Raw genomic sequence first — 24,021 nt, 5'->3', positions numbered from 1 at the left:
TCAATTTTAGACTATTTTTAATAAAACATGCAAATTATTTTATCATATATTAAGCTAATAATTCAAGTAATCTACTTATTTATTTTAGCCTGTATTTTTGCCTAAAGTATAGTTTATATATCTATTAATAGCACCTTTTTACAACTACAATATATTGTTAAATTTATTCTCACTTTAAGACAAGAGGTTTAATTATATGAGGATATGGACGCTGAACAAAACTCAATAGCTACCTATTATCAACTTATAAACATAACTTATGATGTTGATATAATAGAAGTTTTAGGATTTTTAGGTCAAAGAGAAACTACTATTTATAAAAGATTTTTAGAAACTTTAATGAATGTTTATGACCCTGAAGAAAGTAAACATACATTTTAATTTATAATTTTGTTTTTTTAATGTCTAAGGTGATCTTTTGATTTACTTTAGACATTTTTTATGTATAAAATTTTTATATTTAGAATTTTATAATTTAACTTATAATAAAAAGGAGCTAAACTCTATTTTGTTTGAGATAGCTCCTTTTAATCGGATTCATTATCTATATTCACTTTATTTCTCCTTTTGATATATAATATTACTTATGCTTTAATTATTATTCATTTTCATGTTCAGGTATATAATCATATTCCATTTCCTTTTCATATTCAAATATCATTAAGTCTATATTTATTTCCATATTTTACCTCCATTTTTTTTATTTATATAAATTATATTGATTAATTTAGCAAGATAAATTTTATTTTATTCTTTACTTATTTAAACTTGAAAAATCTTTTTTAATTTATTCACTTTTATTATCTGGTGTATAATCATATTCTATTTCTTTTTCATATTCAAACATTACTAATTCTAATCTATTATCCAAATTAACTTCCCTCCTTCTTTTTATAATACATTAAATATGAAGGATTAATTTTAAATGTTTCATATTTAATGTATTATATGCAAGATATTTATAAATATTTCCTTTTTTGAATTTAATTATTTTATATATTTGAAAGTATCCTTATCTTTACGTCTTCGCTTAGTGTTATAAAATTTGCTATATTTTCTATATCCTCTACTATATATAAATGAAAATAATCACTTAACTCCTTTAAAGCTCTATACTCTTTTCTATCAAAAAAATATAGATATAAATTATTTATATATCTCAAATAACATTTGTGTATTTTTATTTCAGCATAAACATGGCTTGTACTTTTTCTTGCCTCTTGAAATAATTCTTTTAATTTCATATATGCACATTGAGAGTCTTTAGGTATATATTTATCACTTAGAATTTCATTTAAGGCTGATTCAATATTTGGTATTGCTCCTTTATTTATAAATACATCTAAATAGTAGTGATCTTTTCTGTATTTGAATTTATAAAAATCTGTTACTACACCCATAGAAACACTCCTTGTTAATCTATAAATTTAATTTACACTATATATTATTTTCAATATATTAGATTATTTATTCATCAAAAATCTTTTCTACTTAAAATATTAGATTTTTTATACTAAGTCTAGTTAGATTTTTTTATTTTCAAATTTATTTATCTGTATATATTCATAAACAAGCAATGATTTTATGCCTAATATAAAATTATTGCATAAAAAATAGATGTCTTATTAATAATACATCTATTTTTTATATAATGAGAAAATCTTTATGTTATCTATAATACTCTTCTTGCATTTACATATGCATTATTATAATAATTACTTAATTCAGATATAACTACTTTTCCTTTACTCGATGATGCATGTATCATTTTATTATTACCCATATATATCCCAACATGACTTACATTTCCATCATTTGAACCGCTTGTATCAAAAAATATTAAATCTCCTTTTTGAAGGTTATTTTTATTTACATATTGTCCAAATTTTGATTGATCTTTTGATACTCTTGGTATATTTATTCCAGCAGACTTTTTAAATACATATTGAGTAAATCCTGAACAATCAAAACTACTAGGTCCTTCTGCTCCCCATACATATGGCTTTCCTAATAATGTTTGAGCTAAATTTATTACCTTATCGGCGCTTTGAGATGTTGTTCCACCACCATTAGACATATCTGCTGTTAAGTACTTGCTTGATACATATCCTATTTGTCCATTATATTTTATCTTTGCCCATCCATTTGATTCTGATATTACCCCTACCTCAGCACCATACGGTATTGAACCTATTTTTGAATGACTTGTGCTTGGTCCTTTTCTAATGTTTAGTGAACTTGCATTTACTTTTTTATTATATTTTACTTTTTCTTCACTTGGTGAAGTTGAATCTTCACTACTCTTTAAATATTGACTTGATACATATCCTATTTGTCCATTATAGCTTATCTTTGCCCACCCATTTGACTCAGATATTACTCCTACTTTTGTGCCATTAGGTATTGAGTCTATCTTTGAGTAACTAGTACCTGGACCCTTTCTAACATTTAGGGAACTTGCACTTACTATCTTATTGTATTTTATAGTATTATCTGATGTATTTCCTTCAGAAGAGTTTGAAACGTAATTTCCATGTACATATCCTACTTTTCCATTATACTTAACATTTATCCATTCTCCACTTTTTCCTATGTACTCTACTTTATCTCCTTTATAAAACTTACCAATTGAATCATAACTAGTGCTTGGTCCTTTTCTAAAGTTTACTGAATTTCCTGTTATTATTTTATATTCTATGTTTGCTTGTTGTATAGTATCAGCATTTGCTACTGTAACTGACATTGGAAGTAATATTGATGTTGCTACCAATCCCATTTTTATACTTTGTTTATTCATGTTTTATTACTACAGCTTAGAGGCTATAGTATACTCAACTCCTCTCCTTAATTGGCGTTTATACCCTATCTTTAATTTTTTTTATAATACTTTTTTATTTTATATTTTAATATTTTTCCCATGCTAATATTATTTCAAATTTGTAAGTTTTTGTCTATATTTTTCGATAACTGTTATATATTTACAATTTATATATATTTTTCTTCTTATAAAATTTTCTTAACGTTAAAATCTTATATATGATTTTTAACTTATAACAACTTTGCATAAAAAAAGAACCTTAAAATAAGGTTCCTTTAAATAAATATAGCCTAATATCCAGTTGATCCAAATCCACCATTTCCTCTTTCAGTGTCATCTAAATCACTAACTTCTAATATATTTATATCATATATAGGTTTAACTACCATTTGAGCTATCTTCATGTTTTTATTTACTATGAAATCTTCTTTACCATGGTTTATAAGTATTACACCTATCTCACCTCTATACCCTTCATCTATAGTTCCTGGTGCGTTTAATACTGTTACAGAATGTTTAAGTGCTAATCCACTTCTTGGTCTAACTTGAGCCTCTGTATTTTTAGGAAGTGCTATACTTATTCCTGTTTTTATAAGTTTAGATTCTGAAGCAGGAATAACCACTTCTTCTATAGAATATAAATCCATACCAGCATCTCCCTTGTGAGCGAAATTTGGTATTATTGCATCATCATGTAATTTCTTTATTTTTAATGTATACATTTTAATGTCTCCTTTTATAATTTAATTAAGGGTTATTTTAATATTGTATTAAAATACATTAAATTTAAAATACTAATTCTAGGAGGAACAAATATGAATTTATTACATGCCCCTTGGATGAAAAAAAAACTTGAGGTTATTTACAATAAGAGTATAAACGGTAATCTCTATATTATGTATAATGATATTAAATTTTTAAATTATACTCCAACTACAACTAGTATTTTGATTAATCTATTAGAAGATTATAACATAAATATAGACATAAATAATAAACTTTATCTATATTTACCATTTAACTTAAATATATTTTTAAAGGATTTAATAATTAATCTAAAATCATTATATGAAAATAACTTATATATAATACTTTGTGGATATAGAGAAGAATTAAATAATTTAAATCAAGATAATACTTTAAATCATATTTATTATAAATACCCAGAACTTAAAGGTCTTATTGATTATTTATTAGTTACTGATAAATCAAAATGCTATGAAATATTTACAGCACTATATGATACACAAAGTATTTATATAAGTCCAGATTCATCTTTAACTATATCTTGTGTTACCTTAAATAAGCTATGTGATTTAGAGGTAAGTGACTACAACCATATCTCTTTTGTTGAGATAATAGATAATGAAGATAGCAACTATTATTTTAACTCATATATAAAGGGACTTACTAATCATAATAATAATTTTAACTATTATTTATAAAAGACTGCCTTGCAGTCTTTTATTTTTTTATGATAATATATTTAAGTTACAAATGTAGTATTTAAGCACCTTGAAAGGAGTTTTACATGAAACTTATACTAGCAGAAAAGCCATCTGTGGCTAAAACTATCGCATCTTTTTTAGGAGCTAAAACTCGTCTTGATGGTTATTTTGAAGGTAATGGATATATAGTTACTTATGCTGTTGGGCATTTAGTGAGCCTATATGATGTCAAAGACTATGATAAAGATAAATACTCTGGTTCTTGGAAAATGGCTAATTTTCCATTTATTCCACCAGAAAAGTTTAAGTTCAAAGTAGATAGTTCTAAGAAAAAGCAATTTAATACAGTAAAAAAACTGTTACATAGAGATGATATTGAATATGTTATAAATGCAACAGATAATGATAGAGAAGGAGAACTAATTTCTTTTTTAATATTTTTATTATCTAAGAACAAAAAACCTGTAAAAAGAATTTTAGTAAATGAATGGACACCAGAAGATATAACTAGGGGTCTTAATAATTTAAAAGATGATAATGAAATGAGAAATTTACAATCAGCAGGTTACACTAGACTTATAACTGACTGGCTAATAGGTATAAATTTTACATCAGTTGCCACATTAAAATATGGTAACGGTAAACTACTAAATATAGGTCGTGTAATACTACCTACAGTCAAATTAGTTTATGATAGAGATATGGAAATTAAAAATTTCATACCAAAAACCTACTATGAAATAGAAGGAAATTTTAAATGCCAAAATGGTAAATATAAAGGTAAGTATATAAAAGGAAAAGAAAGTAAATTTGATACTATAGAAGATGTTAATAAAATTATTAATAGTATAACTTCTAATCAAGGTAAAATACTTGATAAAAAAGTTACAATGTCTAAAGAATATGCACCTAAACTTTTCAGTTTAACTTCATTGCAAGGATATATAACTTCTAAACATGCTAATTTCACTTCAGATAAAGTTTTAAGCGTGTGTCAATCTCTTTATGAAGGGAAAGGTAAGGGTGGTTATATTACCTACCCTAGAACCGATTCTATTTATTTAGAAGAAAGTTTAGCAACTAAAGTTTCACAAGCTTTAGATAAATTAAAGGCAACAGTTCCTTATAGTGATAAGGTCAAATTTACTAAAACTAAAAGAGTTTTCGATTCTTCTAAGGTAGATAGCCATAGTGCCATCATACCTACTTATATAATACCTACTAATCTAACACCTGATGAACTTATAGTGTATAATGCCATCAAAGATAGATTTATAGCAAATTTTATGCCTCCTGCAGAATATGAAAACACTGAAATTAAAACTGATGTAGATAAAAATATATTCTTGACTAAGGGTAAGGTACTTAAAACTAAGGGATACTTAGAGGTATACAATAAAGAAGAAAAAGACGATTTACTCCCTATGGTAAATAAGGATGAAATAGTGGATGTTATAGATATTAAACCTATAACTAAGCAAACTACACCACCTAAGCCTTATACAGAAGATACTCTACTTAAAGCTATGAAAAACTGTGGTAAAAATGTACCTGATGATGATACTACAGTTTTATCAGGTTATTCAATAGGTACATCTGCTACTCGTGCTGATGTATTAAAAAAGATATCACAAGTAGGATATGTTAATAAAAAAGGTAAGTCTTATTCTGTAACTGATTTAGGTAAAAATCTAGTTGAAATCTTCCCAGTAAAAGAATTATTTGATGTTGATTATACTGGTAAATTAGAAAAAAGTCTAAGCGATATCCAAAAAGGAACTTTCACTAGAAAAGAATATTTGACCAATATATTTAACTTTATATATAAAAATGTTGAACTAATAAAACATGATAGCCCTAAAAGCATAAGTACAGAAAATTATGTTTATAATCCTAAAACTAAAAAATTTACTAAAAATATACCTAATACTAATTCTTCTAATAAAAGTAGGGCTAAGAATGATTCTCCTTCAAATGAATCTCTTGGAAAATGCCCTGTATGTGGTGGCGATGTTGTTGAGATTTCTAAAGGATATATATGCAACAACTACAAAGAATGTAAATTTGGTATATGGAAAAATGATAAATTTTTAGAATTTTATAAGAAAAAACCTAACAAAACAATGGTTAAAGGTATATTAAAAAATGGTCAAGCCAAAGTTAAATCGCTAACAAGTAAAAATGGTACTAAATTTGATGCTATACTTAAATATTCTAAAAAAGATAATGGTTACTTTGGATGGGATATTGAAATAGAAAATTAATTACTTAAGTGTAACTAATATATAGTAATTTACATATTTATATATTAATAAATGTTTTCTTTTCATGTATTAATTCCTATCTTAAAGAAACCAATTTATACAAACTTCAATTCTTTCCAAATAAAGGTTGCTCTAAATGCAACCTTTATTCTTTTTCATTTAGTTTATCATCTATTTTACATCTTGCCATTTTTATAAATTCTGTTAAAGTAAAATTTTTTAACTTACATCCACATTTTGGACAATACTCAAACTTTTTAGATACTAACGCTCTACAATTTGGTTCAGGGCATCTTATTTTCTCATTTACTTCAGATACTTTAAGTCCACATCTAGGGCATATACTTCCCGGTCTTGATGATACTTCTTTTGAACATCTCGGACATTTAATCATACAATCATCTCCTTACTTGTTTCTTTTTTATAAGTACATTAGTATATTGTATGATAGATTTATTTTACTTGTGATATATGTCAAAAGCATACCTTTATTAATATCCTTAAATTGTATTATTTTTTATATTCTCCATAAAACTCTTTACTTGCACCAGTTAAGAAACCTATGCATGAAAATAGTAAATTTTTTAGTAACATTAGAGATGGGTTATTTGCATCTATGCCAAATATATAAGATCCTATAATTACGCTTAAACATATTATCGCAATAGTTCCTACTAAAACTACTTTAGTTTTTAGTAGTTTTTTATCCGAATTACATATCTTAGTCTTTCTTTCTAGTATATACCCTACAATAGATGAAAAGCTATTTCTTATTGTAACCATATTGCCTGCCCCATCTAAATGTGGGTTAAATATAGATATACAAATTATAATAATACACATTACTCCTAATATTATTAAATATTTACAAGCAAGTCCTAGTGTTAAAAATACTTCTATAGTTTCTTTTTTTAATATTTTTATAAATTTAATTATCATTTTATATCACCTTAATAACTCGTCTAAATATATTATATGAAAAATGTATTATTTTGTTCGTATTTGTATTTTCTCTCTAATAAATTTAAATAGTTTTCATCTATATTGTTAATAACTATAATAAAAAATACAGGTTTGTAATTGTATTACAAACCTGTATTTTTTAACTATTTATTAGATTTATTTATTTTCATTTTTTATTACTGCTTGTGCTGCTGAAAGTCTAGCTATTGGTACTCTATATGGTGAACAAGATACATAATTTAACCCAGCTTTATAACAAAACTCTATTGATGAAGGCTCTCCACCATGTTCTCCACATATTCCAAGCTTTATATCTGGCTTAACACTTTTACCTAGTGTAGCTCCTAATTCTATAAGCTTTCCTACTCCTCTTTGATCTAATACTTCAAATGGGTCTTTTTCTAGTAACTCTCTATTTACATATTCTCCTAGGAATTTACCTGCATCATCTCTTGAATACCCAAATGTCATTTGCGTTAAATCATTAGTACCAAAGCTGAAAAAGTCAGCTTCTTTAGCTATTTCATCTGCTGTTAAACAAGCTCTTGGTACTTCTATCATTGTACCTATTGTATAATCTATTTTCATATGTTCTTTTTCTAATATATTATCTATGGTTTCTTTTATATCTTCTTTTATAACTTTTAATTCTTTAGCCTCTCCAACTAAAGGTATCATTATTTCAGGCATTACTTTTATACCTTCTTTAGTAGCTTCTATTGCACCATTAATTATTGCTTTAGCTTGCATTATATATATCTCAGGGAAAGTTATAGCAAGTCTACAACCTCTATGACCAAGCATTGGGTTAAATTCATCTAGATCTACTATTCTTCTTTTTATTTCACTAACTGAAACTTTCATTGACTCTGAAAGGCTTTTTATAGTTTCATCATCATGTGGTAAGAATTCATGTAGTGGTGGATCTAATAATCTTATATTTACAGATTTACCATCCATTACTCTAAATATATCTACAAAGTCTTTTTGTTGCATTGGAAGTAATTTTTCAAGTGCTTCTAGTCTTTGTTCTAATGTTTTAGAAAGTATCATCTCTCTTACTGCTGGTATTCTGTCTTCGTCAAAGAACATATGCTCAGTTCTACATAATCCTATACCTTCTGCTCCAAACTTTATGGCAGCCTTAGCATCTCTTGGATTATCTGCATTAGTTCTTACCACTAAAGATTTATATTTATTTGCCCAATTCATTAATTTTTCGAAATTTCCAGTTAAAGATACTTCTGTTTTTTCTACCTTACCTATATATACACATCCACTAGAACCATCTAAAGATATATATTCTCCTTCTTTTATAACTGCATCTTCAGTTCTTATTTCTTTGTTATACTCATCAACCTTTATGTCTGAACATCCTGCTACACAACATTTACCCATTCCACGAGCTACAACTGCTGCATGAGATGTCATTCCTCCTCTTGCTGTAAGTATACCTTCTGCACATACCATACCTTCTATATCTTCAGGTGAAGTTTCAAGTCTTACAAGTATTGCTTCTTCTCCCTTATTTTTAGCATTTACTACATCTTCTGCATTAAAGTATACTTTTCCACAAGCAGCACCAGGTGATGCTGGAAGTCCTTTTGCTATAACTGTTGCTTCATTTAAAGATTTGCTTTCAAATCTAGGATGAAGTAATTGATCTAATTGTTTAGGCTCAATTCTCATTATAGCTTCTTTTTCATTTATTATACCTTCTTCTACTAGGTCTACAGCTATATTTATAGATGCACTGGCTGTTCTTTTTCCATTTCTAGTTTGTAATATATATAATTTTTCATTTTCTATAGTAAACTCTATATCTTGCATATCCTTGTAGTGATTTTCAAGTATAGAAGTAATTTTCATAAATTCATCATAAGCCTTTGGCATCACTTCTTTTAATGAAGATATATCCTTTGGTGTTCTTATACCTGCAACAACATCTTCACCTTGTGCATTCATTAAAAATTCTCCAAATAATTTATTTTCACCAGTTGAAGGATTTCTAGTAAAGGCTACTCCAGTTCCACTAGTTTCTCCCATGTTTCCAAATACCATTGATTGTATATTTACTGCTGTTCCTAAATCACTTGGGATATCGTTTAATTTACGATAAACTATTGCACGTGGATTATTCCATGATTTAAATACTGCCTTTATGGCTAACATTAATTGTTCTTTTGGGTCTTGTGGGAATTGCTTCTTTATTTCTTTTGTATATATTTCTTTGTATTTTTTTACTAATTCTTTTAGATCTTCTACGTTAAGTTCTGTGTCTAAAGTATATCCTTTAGCTTCTTTTATTTTATCTAGAGCATTTTCGAATTTATATTTTGGTATACCCATAGCTACATCAGAAAACATTTGTATAAATCTTCTATAACTATCATATGCAAATCTTTCATTTTGAGTAGAGTTTGCTAAAGCCACTACACTTGTATCATTTAAGCCTAGATTAAGTATTGTATCCATCATTCCTGGCATTGAAAATACTGCACCAGAACGAACTGATAATAATAGTGGATTGATTTCTCCTCCTAGTGTTTTTCCTTGCTTTTCTTGTAATTCTTTAAGCTTTTTTTCTATTTCATTTATTATATTATCACTTATAGTCTCATTATTTTTGTAATAATCATTACAAGCATCTGTACTTATTGTAAAACCTTGTGGCACTGGTAGACCTATATTTGTCATTTCTGCTAAGTTAGCACCTTTACCACCTAAAACATATTTCATGTCTTTGTTACCTTCTTCAAAACTATAAACATATTTAGCTTCCATTATTTAACCCCCATCATTTTGTATTTTGGTTAGTTTAATATAATTAGCCTTTATGCATCTTAGTTAGTTTAATATAATGTTTTATATTAAACTAACTAAGATGTTCTTAAGGTTTTTTCTTTAGATTTAACTATCTATCACTATCTTTGTATATGTTTAATCCATTTTCTTTGATAATATCAAGAATTATTCCAGCTGTTTCTTCTATCGCTTTACTTGAAACATCTATTACTGGACATCCTATTTTTTTCATGACTTGTTCTGAGTAGTCTAATTCTTGTAGTATTCTATCTAAGTTAGCATAGTTTGCATTACTTGATAGGCCTAATGCTTTAAGTCTTTCAGCTCTTATTTGATTTAGCTTTTCTGGAGTGTTAGTAAGTCCTATTATTTTTTTAGTATCTATTTCAAATACCTCTTTAGGTATAGGTATTTCTGGAACTAAAGGTACATTTGCTACCTTTATGTTTTTGTTTGCTAGATACATACTAAGTGGTGTTTTAGAAGTTCTAGATATCCCTACTAAAACTATATCTGATTTAAGTATACCTCTTGGGTCTTTACCATCATCATACTTTACTGCAAACTCTATAGCTTCTACTCTTTTGAAATAGCTTTCATCTAACTTTCTGATTATACCAGGTTCTCTTTTAGGCTTCATTTGAGTTTTATTTGCTATTTCTTTTAAAATTGGTGTCATTAGATCTATATTACTTAAATTTTCTTTTTCACAGAATTTTTTAGTAACATTTAAAAGGTTTTCGTCTACTAACGTATATACTATTATAGCATCCTCACTTTTTCCACCTTCTAGAATTTCTAGTAAAAAATTTTCATCCATAACATATGGGAATCTTCTTATTTCACACTCTTCATTAATTTTAAATTGAGAAATAGCAGCTTTCGTTACTTGTTGTGCAGTCTCACCTACTGAATCTGATATAACATATATAATTAAATTTTTCATTTATTCCTCCTTAATTGTCAGCTAATTCTAGGAAAAACTTTGTTATATTAGTCTTAGATATCCTTCCTACTACCCTTAAGTTGTTTTTGTTATTTTCATCACGTTCAACAACAGGAATAGAATCAACTTCGTGTTCTATTATCTTTTTAGCTGCCAATACTATATCCTCATCTTGGTTTATAGTAACTATGTTGGGCATTCTAGTCATTATCATACCTATTGGCATATGATTTATATCACTAGCACCTATAGTAGCTTTTAGTAAATCTTTTCTAGAAACCACTCCACATAGTATGTCGTCATTATCTATTATGAATATACTTCCTACATCTGATAAGAACATATTGACTATAACTTCATATATACTCATATCTTTTTTTACTAATACAGGTAGACTCATGATGTCTCTTACTTTTTTTTCTTTTATGTTGTTGCCTATTAAATTAAATTCGCTAACTCCAGAGTAAAAATATCCAACTTTCGGTCTTGCATCTAATATTCCTGTCATAGTTAATATGGCTAAGTCAGATCTTAGTGTAGCACGAGTTACATTTAAATGAGCAGCAATGGTTTCACTTGTTATAGGCTCATTCTCTTTTACTATATCAATTATCTTTAATTGTCTATCATTAAGTTGAATAATAGTCACCCTCTTCCTTATGTGCTATACTTTATATTAATTTATTCTTTATATAGTATATTATATACCCATATATATGTAATTGCAAATCTTTTTGTTATATATTTCGCATACTTCATATATATTTATTGTATACTATTTATTATTTGGTATATATTAATGGGCTATATACTAAATAATGTAGCTAAATTGTTTATATTAAATCTATTATAATATAACATTGTATATATTAAATAGTTTTAATATATATTATTGATATTTTTTTAATTATTTTAATATTTATTATTTGTATTTTTTCCAAATAAATTATTTTGAATCTTTTTAGGAAAATGTTATTTCAAAATAATATAGGGACTAAAAGTATCCTCTTAGCCCCCGATATATTATTTATAAACTATTTTTGATAAATCACATATACTTAACATTGTATCGTATATTTGTTTTAAAAGTCCTAGTCTATTATTCTTTATAGTTTCATCCTTATCCATTACCATGACAGAATCAAACATATTATCTATTGATGGTCTTAGTGATGCAAATGCATCTAATGATTCACTGTATTTCTTCTCACTTAATAAAGATTTTACGCTTTCTTTAACATTTTTAAATTCATTATATAAAGCTTTTTCAGCATCTTCTACTAATAACTCTTCCTTCACTTCGCTAGAAGTAGCTTTTTGAGCTAATGTAGAAACTCTATTAAATGCTGTTAGCATTTCAACTAACTCATCTTTTTGTAACCAATTATTAAGTTCTTCTGCTCTTATATACATATCACTTACATTGTCTATATTTGCACTTAATACTGCATCTATAACATCATATCTTATTCCTAGTTCTCTAAATAAGTTCTTGATTCTTTCATTGAAGAATTCCATCATTTCTTTAGCTACAGTTTCTTTGTCAAACTCTAAATTAGTGTAATTTTCTAAAGATATATCAATTAACGATTTTAGACTTATATCTAGCTTTCTGTCCATTAGTATGTTTATAACACCTAATGCTTGACGTCTAAGTGCATATGGATCTTGAGAACCCGTTGGATGTATTCCTATTGCAAAAAATCCTGCTATAGAATCTAATTTATCAGCTATAGATAAAGCTATACCAGCATTAGTTTGTGGAAGTATATCTCCTGCAAATCTTGGTAAATAATGTTCAAATATCGCTTCGCTAACAGCCTCATTTTCTCCACCAACTTTTGCATACTCTCTTCCCATTATCCCTTGAAGTTCAGTAAATTCAAATACCATTCCTGTTACTAAGTCAGCCTTACATAATTTAGCTGCTCTTTTAGTGTCAGTTTCATCTTGACTTAATCCTAATAAATCAAGTATCTGAACACTTAGTTTTTCTATTCTTAAAGATTTGTCATAAACTGTACCAAGTTTAGCTTGGAATACAACGCTCTTTAATTTTTCTATATAACTTTCTAAGTCTTTTTTAGTGTCTTCTTTGTAGAAGAATAGTGCATCTGCAAGTCTTGCTTCTAAAACTTTTTCGTTACCTTTTTTAACATTCTCTATTTTATAGTCATTACCATTTCTTACAGCTATAAAGTTTGGTAATAATTTACCATCCTTTAATACTGGGAAATATCTTTGATGTTGCTGCATTGGAGTTGTTACAACTTCTTTAGGAAGTTTAGCGTATTCTTTGTCAAATTCTCCATAAAAAGCTGTTGGATATTCAACTAAATGAGTTACTTCTTCTAGTAGATCTTCGTCAAATTCGATTTCTCCACCTAAAGTGTTAGCAACATTTATACATTGTTCCTTTATAATGGCTTTTCTCTTATCTTGATCTAGTATTACGAAGTTTTCTTCTAATTTAGTTAGATAATCTTCTAAAGAGTTAACTTCAAATTCACTTTGTCCTAAGAATCTGTGTCCTTTAGTTACATTTGAAGATATTATTCCTTCTAAGTCTATTTCTAGTACCTTATCATTTAATAATGTAACCATCCATCTTATAGGTCTAGCAAATCTCATGTTCTTTCCACCCCAACGCATAGCCTTAGGGAATACTACCATCTTAACTGCTTGTGGTAATATAGTTTTTAAGACTTCACTAGTTTCACAACCTGCTTGTCTTATTGTTCCAAATATATACTCGTCTTTTCCAACAGTTTTAAATATTACGTCTTCTTCTTTTAAACCTTTACTTTTCATAAATCCAAGTGCTGGCTTTGTAAAGTTTCCATCAGCATCTATTGCTATTTTTTTAGACGGACCTTTTACTTCTTCTTCTAAATCAGTTTGCTTATCACTTATACCTTCAACTATAAACGCTAATCTTCTAGGTGTTCCATAAGCTTTTATATCATCAAATTTTATTCTATTTTCGTTAAATAATTTTGTTAAGTTACCTTTAATTTGATCTAATGTAGAACTTACAAATCTTGATGGTAATTCTTCAACTCCAACTTCAAATAAAAGATAGTTATTCATATTATTTTCCCTCCTTTATAAGTGGGTATCCCATTTCTTCTCTTTGCTTAACATAAGCTGAAGAAACATTTCTAGCCATTGTTCTAACTCTTCCTATAAATGATGCTCTTTGACTTACTCCAACAGCTCCTCTAGCATCTAAAGTATTAAATGTATGAGAACATTTTAACACATAATCGTATGCTGGTATTACAAGTCCTCTTTCTATAAGTCTAGTAGCCTCTTTCTCATATGTATCAAATAAATTAAATAACATATCCGCATCACACTCTTCAAATGCATATACAGAGTTTTCATATTCAGCTTGTCTAAACACATCTCCGTAAGTTAACTCGTCATTCCACATTAAGTCATAAACACTATCTACTTCTTGTATATACATAGCAAGTCTTTCTAGTCCATATGTTATTTCTCCAGTTTCAAGTTCACATTCTATACCACCAACTTGTTGGAAGTAAGTAAACTGAGTTATTTCCATACCGTCTAACCAAACTTCCCATCCAAGTCCCCAAGCTCCAACTGTAGTTGATTCCCAGTTATCTTCAACAAATCTTATATCGTGTTCATTTGGATCTATACCTATTTCTTTTAAACTATTTAAGTATAATTCTTGTATATTATCTGGTGATGGCTTTAATATAACCTGGAATTGATGATGTTGATAAAGTCTATTTGGATTTTCCCCATATCTACCATCTGCAGGTCTTCTTGATGGCTCTACATAGCAAACTTTCCAAGGCTCTGGTCCTAATGATCTTAAAAGAGTATTAGGGTTCATTGTACCTGCACCTTTTTCAACATCATAAGGTTGCATCATGATACAACCTTGCTTTGCCCAATAATTTTGCAATGTAAGTATCATATTTTGGAAATTCATATGAATACCTCCTATAAATTTTTAATTTTATGTATATTGTTAAAACTATAATTTTTAGTTTAAGTTTTAAAATATAAATTCCTATATGCTTAACAAAGCCTTTCGTGTTAACGAAAGGCCTTTAGTGTATTTCAACTTTTAGAATAACAAATACTTGAATTTTTGTCAATCTTATTGAAAAATCATAATTTTATCTCTATTTATTATCATCTAAATTTGAATTGTCATATTCATTTATAAGTTCATCTGTTATATCTTTATCATCTTTTTTATTTTCCACTACAGTATCTTTTATGTCTTTAGCAGTATTACTTAGCATCTGCTTTAACATACTTAATTTTTCTTCATTTAATTCACCTAAATCAACTATTGAACCATCTTGTTCATTTTGAATCATTATATTGTATTTTCCTATAACTGCAGCTGAAAGTCCAACTAATGTTACTAATGGACCAAGTGCTAAACCTACTACTCCTACCGTAAGAGGTATATTCATTATATTTTTACCATTTTTCTCCACTATAACTCTTATGACACTACTTTTTTGAAGTAAGCCTTTTACTTTATTTTTTAGTTCTTTCATATCTTCACTATCTTTTGTAAATACCTGTTCTACATTCTTTTTAACCTTTTTACTTTTACCACTAAAGCCTATTTGTCCTTCTAGAGATATTACAGCTTCGATAACCTCTCCATTAGTTTTTGTTAATGCACTTTTAGCTTGTTCATACGTAGCACCTGGTACTCTTTGTATAACAGCATCTAGTTTTTCTATTGTAATATTTTCATTCACCATTATCCACTCCCTTATAATTATTTTAAACTTACTTGTTTAAATCTTCTTTTGAAGATTTTTTCATATCTCTTAGCATATATAAAGATTTTTGATTTATATTATCTACATGTACTGCTAAGTATTGTTTTAGTATTTTTTCTAGTTCGTATATGATATATTTAGATACTTTAGCTTTTGAGCATTTTAATATATCGTTTGATAATATATATTCCATTAATTTTAACGTTGTTACATCTATAACTATGTTGTCTTGTACATTTTCACTACAACTACTACACAACACTCCACCTTCGTATACATTAAATACTGGTGATTTTAAATCTCTAGTACCACATACTGAGCACCTGTTTATTATTGGCCTAAGACCTATATAATCTAAAAATTTTAATTCAAATGCGTGTGTTACAAATTTCTTGTCTACATCAGCTTGAGTATATAGATATAAAGTTTGTGCAAGTAATACAAATAACCTATTGTTAGTTTGATTTTCTAGGGTTGAATTTTCTACTAACTTAGTTATATAGGTAGCATAAGAAAATGCATCTATATCGTAGGATATATCATAAAAACTTTTTATAATATCACTTTGGCTTACCCTATACATACTTCCTTGTTTTCTTAATGTATAATTACAATAAGCAAAAAGCTGAGAAGATGAAAGTAGAGCACTTTTGTTTCTTTTAGCTCCTTTTGCTAATGCTGATACTTTTCCAAGCTTTCTTGTAAATAGAGTTAATATAACATCGTTTTCTTCATACCTTATTGCCTTAAGTACTATCCCCTGGGTGTTCAATACTATCATAGTCTGTTTCTATCTCCCTCATAGTTTCTACTTCTTCATTTAGTGTTTTGTAATCTTTTAAATATAAATAGGCTTCTATATTGCCAGTCTTTTTAAAAATTTCCCAACATAAATTGTTCATTTTTAAAAAACCCCCTTCTTACAGTTATATTTATATTTTAAGTAAGAAGAGGGTAAATCATACATTAAGTTATTAAACAATTTTTGCCAAAAGCAAAGTTGTTATCATTAAATATATAGCAATTCCTACTATATCAAGAAGTGTCGCTATTATAGGCGCTGATATTATTGATGGGTCAACATCCATTTTTTTGAATAAAAATGGCATAAATGCTCCTATCATAGCTCCAACTATCATGTTTATAAATAGAGATAAGGATACTACTAACACTATATCTATGTCTCTCATAAATATAAATATTACTATACCTATTAGTATACTACATATTATTCCTGTTATAAGACCTACCATACCTTCTCTTATAACATTTTTAAATTCTAAATCTTTATTTGAAAGAGCCATAACAGCAAGTGCCGATGACTGCGTTCCAATATTTCCTCCCATACCTATAACAACAGGTATAAAAAATACTAAAGATGCATAAGTCGGGTTCATTATAAAATCTAAATTAGAAAATATCACCATAGATAATAATCCACCAAGTAAAGTTATTATAAGCCATGGAATTCTCGCTCTAACTGATGATATTATTTGCTCTCTTGATGTTGGATTGACTTTTTCAACAAAGTCTCTTTCTTGTTCAGAAGTACCTGCGAATTTATACATATCTTCACTAGCTTCTTCTTCCATAACATCTATTATATCATCTACTGTTATTATCCCTTTAAGTCTTTTTTGCCTATCTATTACTGGTATCGCTATTAGATTGTATTTAGATACCAATCTTACAGCTTCTTCTCTATCTTCATCTACATATACAGATATTATGTTTTCACTCATTAAATCTTCTATAATGCTAGAATCCCTAGCTGTTATTAACTCTCTTAGAGATAGTACTCCCACTAACTTTTCCGCATTATCAACTACATATATATAATATATTGTCTCTGCTTCCTCAGCATGATTTCTCATATGTTCAATTGCTTCTTTAGCAGTCATGTCTTTATTTACTTCTATGTATCCAGTGGTCATTATGCCACCTGTAGACTCTTCTTCATATATTAAAAGTTCTTTTATATCATCTGCATCTTCTTTACTTAGAAGTTCCATTATATTTTCTATCTCGCCTTCTTCAAGCTGACTTAAAATATCTGCCATATCATCTAAAGACATTAGTTCTAAGATATTTTTTCTATGATCAATATCTATCTTAGATAAAGTACTACTGAAAAACTGAGCATCACTTTCTTCTAATATAGATGCTGCTACATCAAGGGGAAGTACTTCAAATAACTTTATTTTCATATCTTCCTCTAAATGTTCCATAATATCAAAGATATCAATTGTATGATATTCTTCTAATAATTCTCTTAATTCTAATATTTTATTATTTTCAATTAAACTCTTGACTTCGCCCAACAAATCCTGGGAAGCATCCTGTTTCCTATCCATATAATCCACCTTTATTATTTATCAGTATATCCAAAATTACTCACATAATTTTGTAAGTTTCTCCAGTTTTCTTTCACCTTTACCCACAATTGAAGATTTGCCTTAGAACCTAATAATAGTTCCATATCTTCTCTTGCTGATTTACCTATACCTTTTAATTTTCTTCCATTCTTACCTATTATTATACCCTTATGAGATTCTCTTTCACAATAGATAACGGCTGATATATCAACAATTTCTTTATCTTTTCTTGATTTCATTTTTTCTATTTCAACTGCAACTCCATGAGGTACTTCATCATGAACATAGTGTAATACTTTTTCTCTTATAAGCTCAGCTACTAGTACTCTTTCTGGTTGGTCAGTTATCATATAATCTGGGAAATACTTTGGCCCTTCTTCTAAGTAAGTTTTTATGACCTTTATAAGTTCTTTTATATTTCTTCCCTTAAGTGCTGATATTGGCACTATTCCTTTAAATACATTTTCTTTGTGATACATTTCCATTAACTCAAATAGTTCATCTTCTTGTAATTGATCTATTTTGTTTAATACTAACACAACTGGTCTATTTACATTTCTTAATTCTTCTATTATTTTTCTGTCTCCAGGTCCTATCTTTTTAGAATCATCAACAACAAATAGTACTAAATCAACATTTTTAAATGCATCAGTCGCTGATTTAACCATAAATTCTCCTAATTTATTTTTAGGTTTATGTATACCTGGCGTATCTAAGAAAACTATTTGAGCTTCTTCATCTGTATATACTGCTTGTATTGTGTTTCTTGTAGTTTGAGGTTTATCACTCATTATAGCTATTTTTTCTCCAACTACATTATTCATTAAAGTAGATTTACCAACATTTGGTCTTCCTACTATGCTAACAAATCCTGATTTAAACATATATATGTCTCCTGTCTTTTATTTCGTTTTATTTATGATTATTTACAAAGTCTATTCCTGAGAAATAGTGTGGAACTAACTCTTTTATAGTTGTTTCCTCTATAGTTCCTTCAGAGTAGCCTGTTATTATTCTTATATCTAATCCAAATTCTATTATAACCTGTCTGCATATTGCACATGGGTATGTTGATTCATTTTTTTCTGAGTTGTCACTAGCTACTGCTATTGCTTCTATATCTCTATATCCTTCTGATATAGCTTTAAATATTGCTGTTCTCTCAGCACAGTTAGTAGCTCCAAAAGATGCACACTCTACATTACATCCTGTAAATACTTTTCCATCTTTAGTTAAAAGAGCTGCTCCAACTCTAAACTTTGAATATGGAGAATAAGAATGTTTTCTCGCTTCTTCTGCTATTTTTAATAATTCTTTATTATTCATAATATATGCCTCCTGATATATCTTATAAGTCTATATTATAAAATATATATAATAAATATTCTTATTTCCGTATTTTATATTTAATATATTTATTTAGTACCTTACATTATAACACAAAATTAATACTTTAAGACTTATTTTTTTAATAAAATTCCCTTAGTTTGAATAGTTTAATATATATTTTGTATTATTTACAATATATTTCTGTATTTGCCTAGTTTCTATTTTTTAATTAAATATATTCATTAATATAATTAATATATATAACTTACTCATAATATATAGGTAATTAAAATAAAAAAGAGCCCTCCTAAAAAGATTAAAAGAAGACTCTTTATATATTTAATAAAACCATCCTATTTGATATACTGCTAACCCTACTAAAACTCCTAATATTGATCCTGCTACCGTTTCCCAAAATGTATGTATCTTTCCTTCAATTCTACTTTGTGCAACTAAAAACGCCATTAAGTATGATAATGTTGATTGTATAAGTCCACCTGTCATCATAGTTATTATTGTAGCCATTGCAAATGCTAGTGCTGAATGTCCACTTGGCATCCCACCCTTTAGTGGTGTTCCTGTATTTGTTAAAGTTTTTACTACTACAACTGCTATTAAAACTACTACTATACATATTAAAGTTATATGAAGTTCCGATCTCCTGATGGAGTTTATCAAGTTTTCAGCTGGCTTTGTTAATTTATCATAAAATACCAAATAGCCTACTACAACTGAATTTAAAGTAGCTATTAATACTCCTCCAGCTGCTACGTCTTTTGATATCTTCGCTAATGGATGATGTTCTTCTGTAACCATGTCTATAGCTTTTTCTATAGCTGTATTAAACATTTCTGATATTACAACTAAACTTATAGCCATAATCAAAGCTATCATCTCCATTCTAGAAGGCTTAAAGAACATACTAGCTACAAGCACTATTACAGCAACACAATAATGTATTTTCATATTTCTTTCCGACTTAAATGTATATAATATACCTTCTATAGCTACATTAAATGCCTTAACTATCCCCTGACGTTTTTTTGCACCCTTCATAAACTTACTCCCTTGTTATACTTAACTTGTTTAGTATATGCTCTTCCTTTTGTCTCATTTCTTTTGTATTTTCATCAGTATCATGGTCATATCCTAAAAGATGGAACATACTATGACATACTAAAAAGCATACTTCTCTTTCAAAGCTATGATTGTATTCTATACTTTGTTCAAAAGCTCTTTCTAAAGAGACTACTATATCGCCTAATGATTTTTCTTCTAATTCTATATCAAAATCATCTTCACTTATCATTGGAAAAGATAACACATCTGTCGGTCTATCTATTCCTCTAAATTGCTTGTTTAACTCATGTATTTCTTTGTTATCTACAAAAGATAAACTAACTTCATAGTCATCGTCATATCCTTCATAGTCCAAACACTCTAATATGATATCTTTTATTTTCTCTATTAATTCTTCACTTATATCCATTTTATCTTGTCTATTATCCATTATTAATTCCATTTTATTCACTTCTTCCTTAGTTATTTTCTTTAATTTTCTTTTACTTTTTTTTATCTTTTTTGCTTTCTTTCTTATCTAATTCCCTATTGTCAAATCTATCATAAGCTCTTATTATTCTTTGAACTAATTCATGTCTTACTACGTCTTTGTCCGTTAATCTTATACTTCCTATTCCTTCTACTTTATCTAGTACTTTTATAGCATGAAGTAGCCCACTTTTGCTTTTTCTAGGTAAGTCTGTTTGAGTTAAGTCACCATTTACTACTGCTTTAGAGCCATATCCTAGTCTCGTCAAAAACATCTTCATTTGTTCTGGAGTAGTATTTTGAGCTTCATCTAGTATTATAAAGGCATTATCTAATGTTCTACCTCTCATAAATGCTAAAGGTGCTACTTCTATAGTTCCTCTTTCTAAATATTTACTAAACTTTTCAGGACCTAACATATCAAATAATGCATCATATAATGGTCTTAAATACGGGTCTACTTTATCTTTTAAATCCCCTGGTAAAAATCCTAAACTTTCTCCTGCTTCTACTGCTGGTCTTGTAAGTATTATTCTACTTACTTCATCCTTTTTAAAAGCTTTAACAGCCATTGCTACTGCTAGATATGTTTTACCAGTTCCAGCCGGCCCTATTCCAAAAGTTATATCATTTTTCTTTATTAAATCTATATATGTTTTTTGACCAAGAGTTTTTGGCCTAACAGGATTACCCTTTTTAGTTAATACTATAGTTTCTTCTAGATCTTTTATCTTTTCTTCACTACCTTCAAATAAAAGAGATAAAGAATAAGATATACTTTGCTTGTCTAAATGTTTTCCATTTTGTACTGTTGAATGTAATTCATCCATTAGTCTTAAGGCTTTTTCTACATATTTTTCTTCACCCATTAAAACTATATTGCCTTCTCTTAATATTACGTCTATATTTAGAGCATCCTCTATCAATTTAATGTTTTCATCAAAGTTACCAAATAATTCTCTTTCAAACTTCTCTTCTGATACTATAAATTTCTTTTGTACTATCAATTTATGTCCTCCTTAGTTTGTATTTGAATCTTTATTTTTTTCTTTGTTTTTATCATCTTCTTCTTTTTCTTTATCTTTGTCTTCAAATTCATTTCTTATATCGTTAATCGGTCTTTTATCAGGATTTTTAGGAACTTCTTCCTCTGATTCATTTTTTTCACTTTCTTTTATATACTCCTCTGCTTCTGACTTACTAAGTGCATAAGTATGTGCAATATTTTCAGAAGTTTGTACTGTTAATACATATTCTAGCATATTGTTTTTGTTTACTTTATAATCATGGTCTACTTTTATAATCCTAGCTGATGGAGGTATAATATATTCTATTTCTTTTTGAGCCCTTTCTGAAATTTCTTTTTTCAATTTCTCTTTATCTTTGCTTATCTTTTTGTTCTTGGCTTCATAAAAAGTACTTACTTCAATTTTTATAGGGAAAGTATAATCTCCTATAGATAATTTATGTGTTTTATTTTCTATAAGATAATCCTTATACTTTATATTTCTCCTTAATGTATATTTTTTATCATAGAAACTTATGGTATATACTCTTTTTTTATTTCCTGTTTTTTCTTTTATAGTATCTTCATAACTATCAGTTTTTTTAACTTCATAAAAAGTTGTTGCCCATATTTCAGGAAGAGACTTTGTGTTTGCGCCACTCACTAACACATCTCCCTTTTTTACTATATCTCCAGGGTTTACATTAGATTTCCCACTTCTTGGTATTACCTTTTCTATTATACCATTTTTACTAGCAATTATATTACAATAATTTGAATCTTTAGTAGATTTTAGAGTTTCTGCTTTTTTTGTTACAGTTACAAATATATTTGTACCTTTAACATTTATAGATATATATGCTATATCATCAAATTCTAACATCATGTGATCTCTAATTTCTTTTCTATCAATATTCTTTTTATAAACTCCAGGCTTTAGTCCTGCATTATATAGCTCTTTTCGTACATCATCTTTATTTATCCCTTCTGGAACCTTTATGTATATATCTGTTACAAATTGAGATGTCATCATAAGTAAAAACAACGATATTATAGCACAAATCCACATTCCCTTTAATTTATAGATCCTCTTTAGTATAAAAGGTACACCAGTTTTTTGCTTTACCTTTACATCAAAATTATTTCCCCTATAAGCTCTTTTTAGATCTTTTAAATCTTCTCTATTTACACAAAATTCTATTTTGGTCTTACTTATTCTTTTTACATTATAAACTTTTACATTACTTCTTATTAAAAGGTTTATAAATTTTTCTATCTCTACTCCTTCTACAGTTATAACATAATATCCCCTTATATAGCTTATCATACGTACTTCCCCCTAATCTATATATTCTACTGTGTATATAACTCCTTTTACACCTATTTCTTCTTCTTGTATGTATTTAAGTGAAAGATCACTTCCACATATTTTTATTGTTTTTTCCCTAGTTTTTATCTTTATCAAATCTGATTCATAGGTGATTATAGATATATAATTTTCTATACTTACGAAAGTATTTGAAATTATAGTAACTGTTGGTTTATTTACTAACAATTCTTCTGAAATATCTACCATACTATTCCTCCTTAATTTTTTTAATTATTTTTCTTTTATAGAGTTTAAACCTAATAACTCAAACTAACATTATTATTTTTTATTTAAATAAAATCAGCGTGTAAACTTATAATCTCTATTTGAATAAAATATCTATATATTTATGTTATTAAAAAAGAG

General features: G+C 27.7%; 24 protein-coding genes. 3 read left to right on the top strand and 21 right to left on the bottom strand.

Annotated features, from left to right (window positions below):
- Positions 1-204 precede the first annotated feature (204 nt).
- Entirely contained in the window at positions 205-381 is a 177-nt protein-coding gene (locus I4U89_RS01095) for a hypothetical protein (protein WP_195937843.1), read from the top strand.
- A 611-nt stretch (positions 382-992) separates the two neighbouring features.
- On the opposite strand, the gene I4U89_RS01090 is transcribed toward I4U89_RS01095, so the two are convergent.
- From I4U89_RS01090 to dut, 3 genes are all read right to left on the bottom strand, one after another.
- Positions 993-1,400: a hypothetical protein gene (locus tag I4U89_RS01090; protein ID WP_195236856.1), complete on the bottom strand. Its 408-nt coding sequence runs from the start codon at positions 1,398-1,400 to the stop codon at positions 993-995.
- 272 nt (positions 1,401-1,672) lie between these two features.
- Positions 1,673-2,797 (bottom strand): C40 family peptidase, encoded by a 1,125-nt coding sequence (locus I4U89_RS01085; RefSeq protein WP_195937842.1) that lies wholly within the window; start codon positions 2,795-2,797, stop codon positions 1,673-1,675.
- Between the two features lie 311 nt (positions 2,798-3,108).
- The gene (gene dut / locus I4U89_RS01080; RefSeq protein ID WP_195937841.1) at positions 3,109-3,540 is read right to left on the bottom strand and encodes a dUTP diphosphatase; all 432 of its coding nucleotides are present in this window, start codon (positions 3,538-3,540) and stop codon (positions 3,109-3,111) included.
- Positions 3,541-3,633: 93 nt separating this feature from the next.
- On the opposite strand from dut, the gene I4U89_RS01075 reads away from it, so the two are divergent.
- Positions 3,634-4,263, top strand: a complete 630-nt coding sequence (locus tag I4U89_RS01075; protein WP_195937840.1) for a hypothetical protein — start codon at positions 3,634-3,636, stop codon at positions 4,261-4,263.
- An 86-nt stretch (positions 4,264-4,349) separates the two neighbouring features.
- Positions 4,350-6,530, top strand: coding sequence for a DNA topoisomerase (locus tag I4U89_RS01070; RefSeq protein WP_195937839.1), 2,181 nt, complete (start codon positions 4,350-4,352; stop codon positions 6,528-6,530).
- 145 nt (positions 6,531-6,675) lie between these two features.
- Here the strand turns inward: I4U89_RS01070 and I4U89_RS01065 are convergent, their stop codons facing one another.
- The 18 genes from I4U89_RS01065 to I4U89_RS00980 form a co-directional block, all read right to left on the bottom strand.
- A complete protein-coding gene (locus I4U89_RS01065) occupies positions 6,676-6,924 on the bottom strand; it encodes a zinc ribbon domain-containing protein (RefSeq protein WP_195937838.1) in 249 nt (82 codons plus the stop codon).
- A 116-nt stretch (positions 6,925-7,040) separates the two neighbouring features.
- Complete coding sequence (locus I4U89_RS01060) at positions 7,041-7,469, bottom strand: hypothetical protein (protein ID WP_195937837.1); 429 nt, start codon at positions 7,467-7,469, stop codon at positions 7,041-7,043.
- Positions 7,470-7,649: 180 nt separating this feature from the next.
- Positions 7,650-10,277, bottom strand: a complete 2,628-nt coding sequence (gene ppdK, locus I4U89_RS01055; RefSeq protein WP_195937836.1) for a pyruvate, phosphate dikinase — start codon at positions 10,275-10,277, stop codon at positions 7,650-7,652.
- A 130-nt stretch (positions 10,278-10,407) separates the two neighbouring features.
- On the bottom strand, positions 10,408-11,244 hold the full coding sequence (locus I4U89_RS01050; protein WP_195937835.1) for a pyruvate, water dikinase regulatory protein: 837 nt from the start codon (positions 11,242-11,244) through the stop codon (positions 10,408-10,410).
- Between the two features lie 10 nt (positions 11,245-11,254).
- Positions 11,255-11,893 carry a helix-turn-helix transcriptional regulator gene (locus I4U89_RS01045; protein WP_195937834.1) on the bottom strand — a complete coding sequence of 213 codons (639 nt, stop codon included), beginning with the start codon at positions 11,891-11,893 and terminating at the stop codon, positions 11,255-11,257.
- A gap of 374 nt (positions 11,894-12,267) precedes the next feature.
- Complete coding sequence (gene glyS, locus I4U89_RS01040; protein WP_195937833.1) at positions 12,268-14,334, bottom strand: glycine--tRNA ligase subunit beta; 2,067 nt, start codon at positions 14,332-14,334, stop codon at positions 12,268-12,270.
- A 1-nt stretch (position 14,335) separates the two neighbouring features.
- Entirely contained in the window at positions 14,336-15,211 is an 876-nt protein-coding gene (gene glyQ, locus I4U89_RS01035) for a glycine--tRNA ligase subunit alpha (protein WP_092927021.1), read from the bottom strand.
- Positions 15,212-15,407: 196 nt separating this feature from the next.
- Positions 15,408-16,007 carry a DUF4342 domain-containing protein gene (locus I4U89_RS01030; RefSeq protein ID WP_207744094.1) on the bottom strand — a complete coding sequence of 200 codons (600 nt, stop codon included), beginning with the start codon at positions 16,005-16,007 and terminating at the stop codon, positions 15,408-15,410.
- A 28-nt stretch (positions 16,008-16,035) separates the two neighbouring features.
- A complete protein-coding gene (gene recO, locus I4U89_RS01025) occupies positions 16,036-16,809 on the bottom strand; it encodes a DNA repair protein RecO (RefSeq protein WP_195937831.1) in 774 nt (257 codons plus the stop codon).
- The gene (locus tag I4U89_RS01020) at positions 16,775-16,930 is read right to left on the bottom strand and encodes a YqzL family protein (RefSeq protein WP_092927025.1); all 156 of its coding nucleotides are present in this window, start codon (positions 16,928-16,930) and stop codon (positions 16,775-16,777) included. Before I4U89_RS01020 ends, recO begins: the two co-directional genes overlap by 35 nt.
- A gap of 72 nt (positions 16,931-17,002) precedes the next feature.
- A complete protein-coding gene (mgtE, locus tag I4U89_RS01015; protein WP_195937830.1) occupies positions 17,003-18,382 on the bottom strand; it encodes a magnesium transporter in 1,380 nt (459 codons plus the stop codon).
- A 14-nt stretch (positions 18,383-18,396) separates the two neighbouring features.
- Entirely contained in the window at positions 18,397-19,287 is an 891-nt protein-coding gene (era, locus tag I4U89_RS01010; protein ID WP_195937829.1) for a GTPase Era, read from the bottom strand.
- Between the two features lie 28 nt (positions 19,288-19,315).
- Complete coding sequence (gene cdd, locus I4U89_RS01005) at positions 19,316-19,729, bottom strand: cytidine deaminase (protein WP_195937828.1); 414 nt, start codon at positions 19,727-19,729, stop codon at positions 19,316-19,318.
- Positions 19,730-20,071: 342 nt separating this feature from the next.
- Positions 20,072-20,788 carry a diacylglycerol kinase gene (locus I4U89_RS01000; RefSeq protein WP_195937827.1) on the bottom strand — a complete coding sequence of 239 codons (717 nt, stop codon included), beginning with the start codon at positions 20,786-20,788 and terminating at the stop codon, positions 20,072-20,074.
- Positions 20,789-20,792: 4 nt separating this feature from the next.
- On the bottom strand, positions 20,793-21,254 hold the full coding sequence (ybeY, locus tag I4U89_RS00995) for an rRNA maturation RNase YbeY (protein ID WP_092927035.1): 462 nt from the start codon (positions 21,252-21,254) through the stop codon (positions 20,793-20,795).
- Between the two features lie 40 nt (positions 21,255-21,294).
- Positions 21,295-22,287 carry a PhoH family protein gene (locus I4U89_RS00990; RefSeq protein WP_195937826.1) on the bottom strand — a complete coding sequence of 331 codons (993 nt, stop codon included), beginning with the start codon at positions 22,285-22,287 and terminating at the stop codon, positions 21,295-21,297.
- 12 nt (positions 22,288-22,299) lie between these two features.
- Positions 22,300-23,613: a sporulation protein YqfD gene (gene yqfD / locus I4U89_RS00985; protein WP_195937825.1), complete on the bottom strand. Its 1,314-nt coding sequence runs from the start codon at positions 23,611-23,613 to the stop codon at positions 22,300-22,302.
- A 12-nt stretch (positions 23,614-23,625) separates the two neighbouring features.
- The gene (locus I4U89_RS00980; protein WP_195937824.1) at positions 23,626-23,862 is read right to left on the bottom strand and encodes a YabP/YqfC family sporulation protein; all 237 of its coding nucleotides are present in this window, start codon (positions 23,860-23,862) and stop codon (positions 23,626-23,628) included.
- Positions 23,863-24,021 lie beyond the last annotated feature (159 nt).

This window comes from Romboutsia sp. 1001713B170131_170501_G6 (assembly GCF_015668195.1).
In the GTDB taxonomy this organism is placed as follows: domain Bacteria; phylum Bacillota; class Clostridia; order Peptostreptococcales; family Peptostreptococcaceae; genus Romboutsia_C.
Note: the sequence above shows the minus strand (reverse complement) of the source record. Positions and strands in the feature narration are given on the sequence as shown.

Excerpts from the sequence above, each read along its gene's own strand:
- I4U89_RS01095 (WP_195937843.1), top strand. The coding sequence starts at position 205 with ATGGACGCTGAACAAAACTCAATAGCTACCTATTATCAACTTATAAAC.
- I4U89_RS01090 (WP_195236856.1), bottom strand. The coding sequence starts at position 1,400 with ATGGGTGTAGTAACAGATTTTTATAAATTCAAATACAGAAAAGATCAC.
- I4U89_RS01085 (WP_195937842.1), bottom strand. The coding sequence starts at position 2,797 with ATGAATAAACAAAGTATAAAAATGGGATTGGTAGCAACATCAATATTA.
- dut (WP_195937841.1), bottom strand. The coding sequence starts at position 3,540 with ATGTATACATTAAAAATAAAGAAATTACATGATGATGCAATAATACCA.
- I4U89_RS01075 (WP_195937840.1), top strand. The coding sequence starts at position 3,634 with ATGAATTTATTACATGCCCCTTGGATGAAAAAAAAACTTGAGGTTATT.
- I4U89_RS01070 (WP_195937839.1), top strand. The coding sequence starts at position 4,350 with ATGAAACTTATACTAGCAGAAAAGCCATCTGTGGCTAAAACTATCGCA.
- I4U89_RS01065 (WP_195937838.1), bottom strand. The coding sequence starts at position 6,924 with ATGATTAAATGTCCGAGATGTTCAAAAGAAGTATCATCAAGACCGGGA.
- I4U89_RS01060 (WP_195937837.1), bottom strand. The coding sequence starts at position 7,469 with ATGATAATTAAATTTATAAAAATATTAAAAAAAGAAACTATAGAAGTA.
- ppdK (WP_195937836.1), bottom strand. The coding sequence starts at position 10,277 with ATGGAAGCTAAATATGTTTATAGTTTTGAAGAAGGTAACAAAGACATG.
- I4U89_RS01050 (WP_195937835.1), bottom strand. The coding sequence starts at position 11,244 with ATGAAAAATTTAATTATATATGTTATATCAGATTCAGTAGGTGAGACT.
- glyS (WP_195937833.1), bottom strand. The coding sequence starts at position 14,334 with ATGAATAACTATCTTTTATTTGAAGTTGGAGTTGAAGAATTACCATCA.
- glyQ (WP_092927021.1), bottom strand. The coding sequence starts at position 15,211 with ATGAATTTCCAAAATATGATACTTACATTGCAAAATTATTGGGCAAAG.
- I4U89_RS01030 (WP_207744094.1), bottom strand. The coding sequence starts at position 16,007 with ATGGTGAATGAAAATATTACAATAGAAAAACTAGATGCTGTTATACAA.
- recO (WP_195937831.1), bottom strand. The coding sequence starts at position 16,809 with ATGATAGTATTGAACACCCAGGGGATAGTACTTAAGGCAATAAGGTAT.
- I4U89_RS01020 (WP_092927025.1), bottom strand. The coding sequence starts at position 16,930 with ATGAACAATTTATGTTGGGAAATTTTTAAAAAGACTGGCAATATAGAA.
- mgtE (WP_195937830.1), bottom strand. The coding sequence starts at position 18,382 with ATGGATAGGAAACAGGATGCTTCCCAGGATTTGTTGGGCGAAGTCAAG.
- era (WP_195937829.1), bottom strand. The coding sequence starts at position 19,287 with ATGTTTAAATCAGGATTTGTTAGCATAGTAGGAAGACCAAATGTTGGT.
- cdd (WP_195937828.1), bottom strand. The coding sequence starts at position 19,729 with ATGAATAATAAAGAATTATTAAAAATAGCAGAAGAAGCGAGAAAACAT.
- I4U89_RS01000 (WP_195937827.1), bottom strand. The coding sequence starts at position 20,788 with ATGAAGGGTGCAAAAAAACGTCAGGGGATAGTTAAGGCATTTAATGTA.
- ybeY (WP_092927035.1), bottom strand. The coding sequence starts at position 21,254 with ATGGAATTAATAATGGATAATAGACAAGATAAAATGGATATAAGTGAA.
- yqfD (WP_195937825.1), bottom strand. The coding sequence starts at position 23,613 with ATGATAAGCTATATAAGGGGATATTATGTTATAACTGTAGAAGGAGTA.
- I4U89_RS00980 (WP_195937824.1), bottom strand. The coding sequence starts at position 23,862 with ATGGTAGATATTTCAGAAGAATTGTTAGTAAATAAACCAACAGTTACT.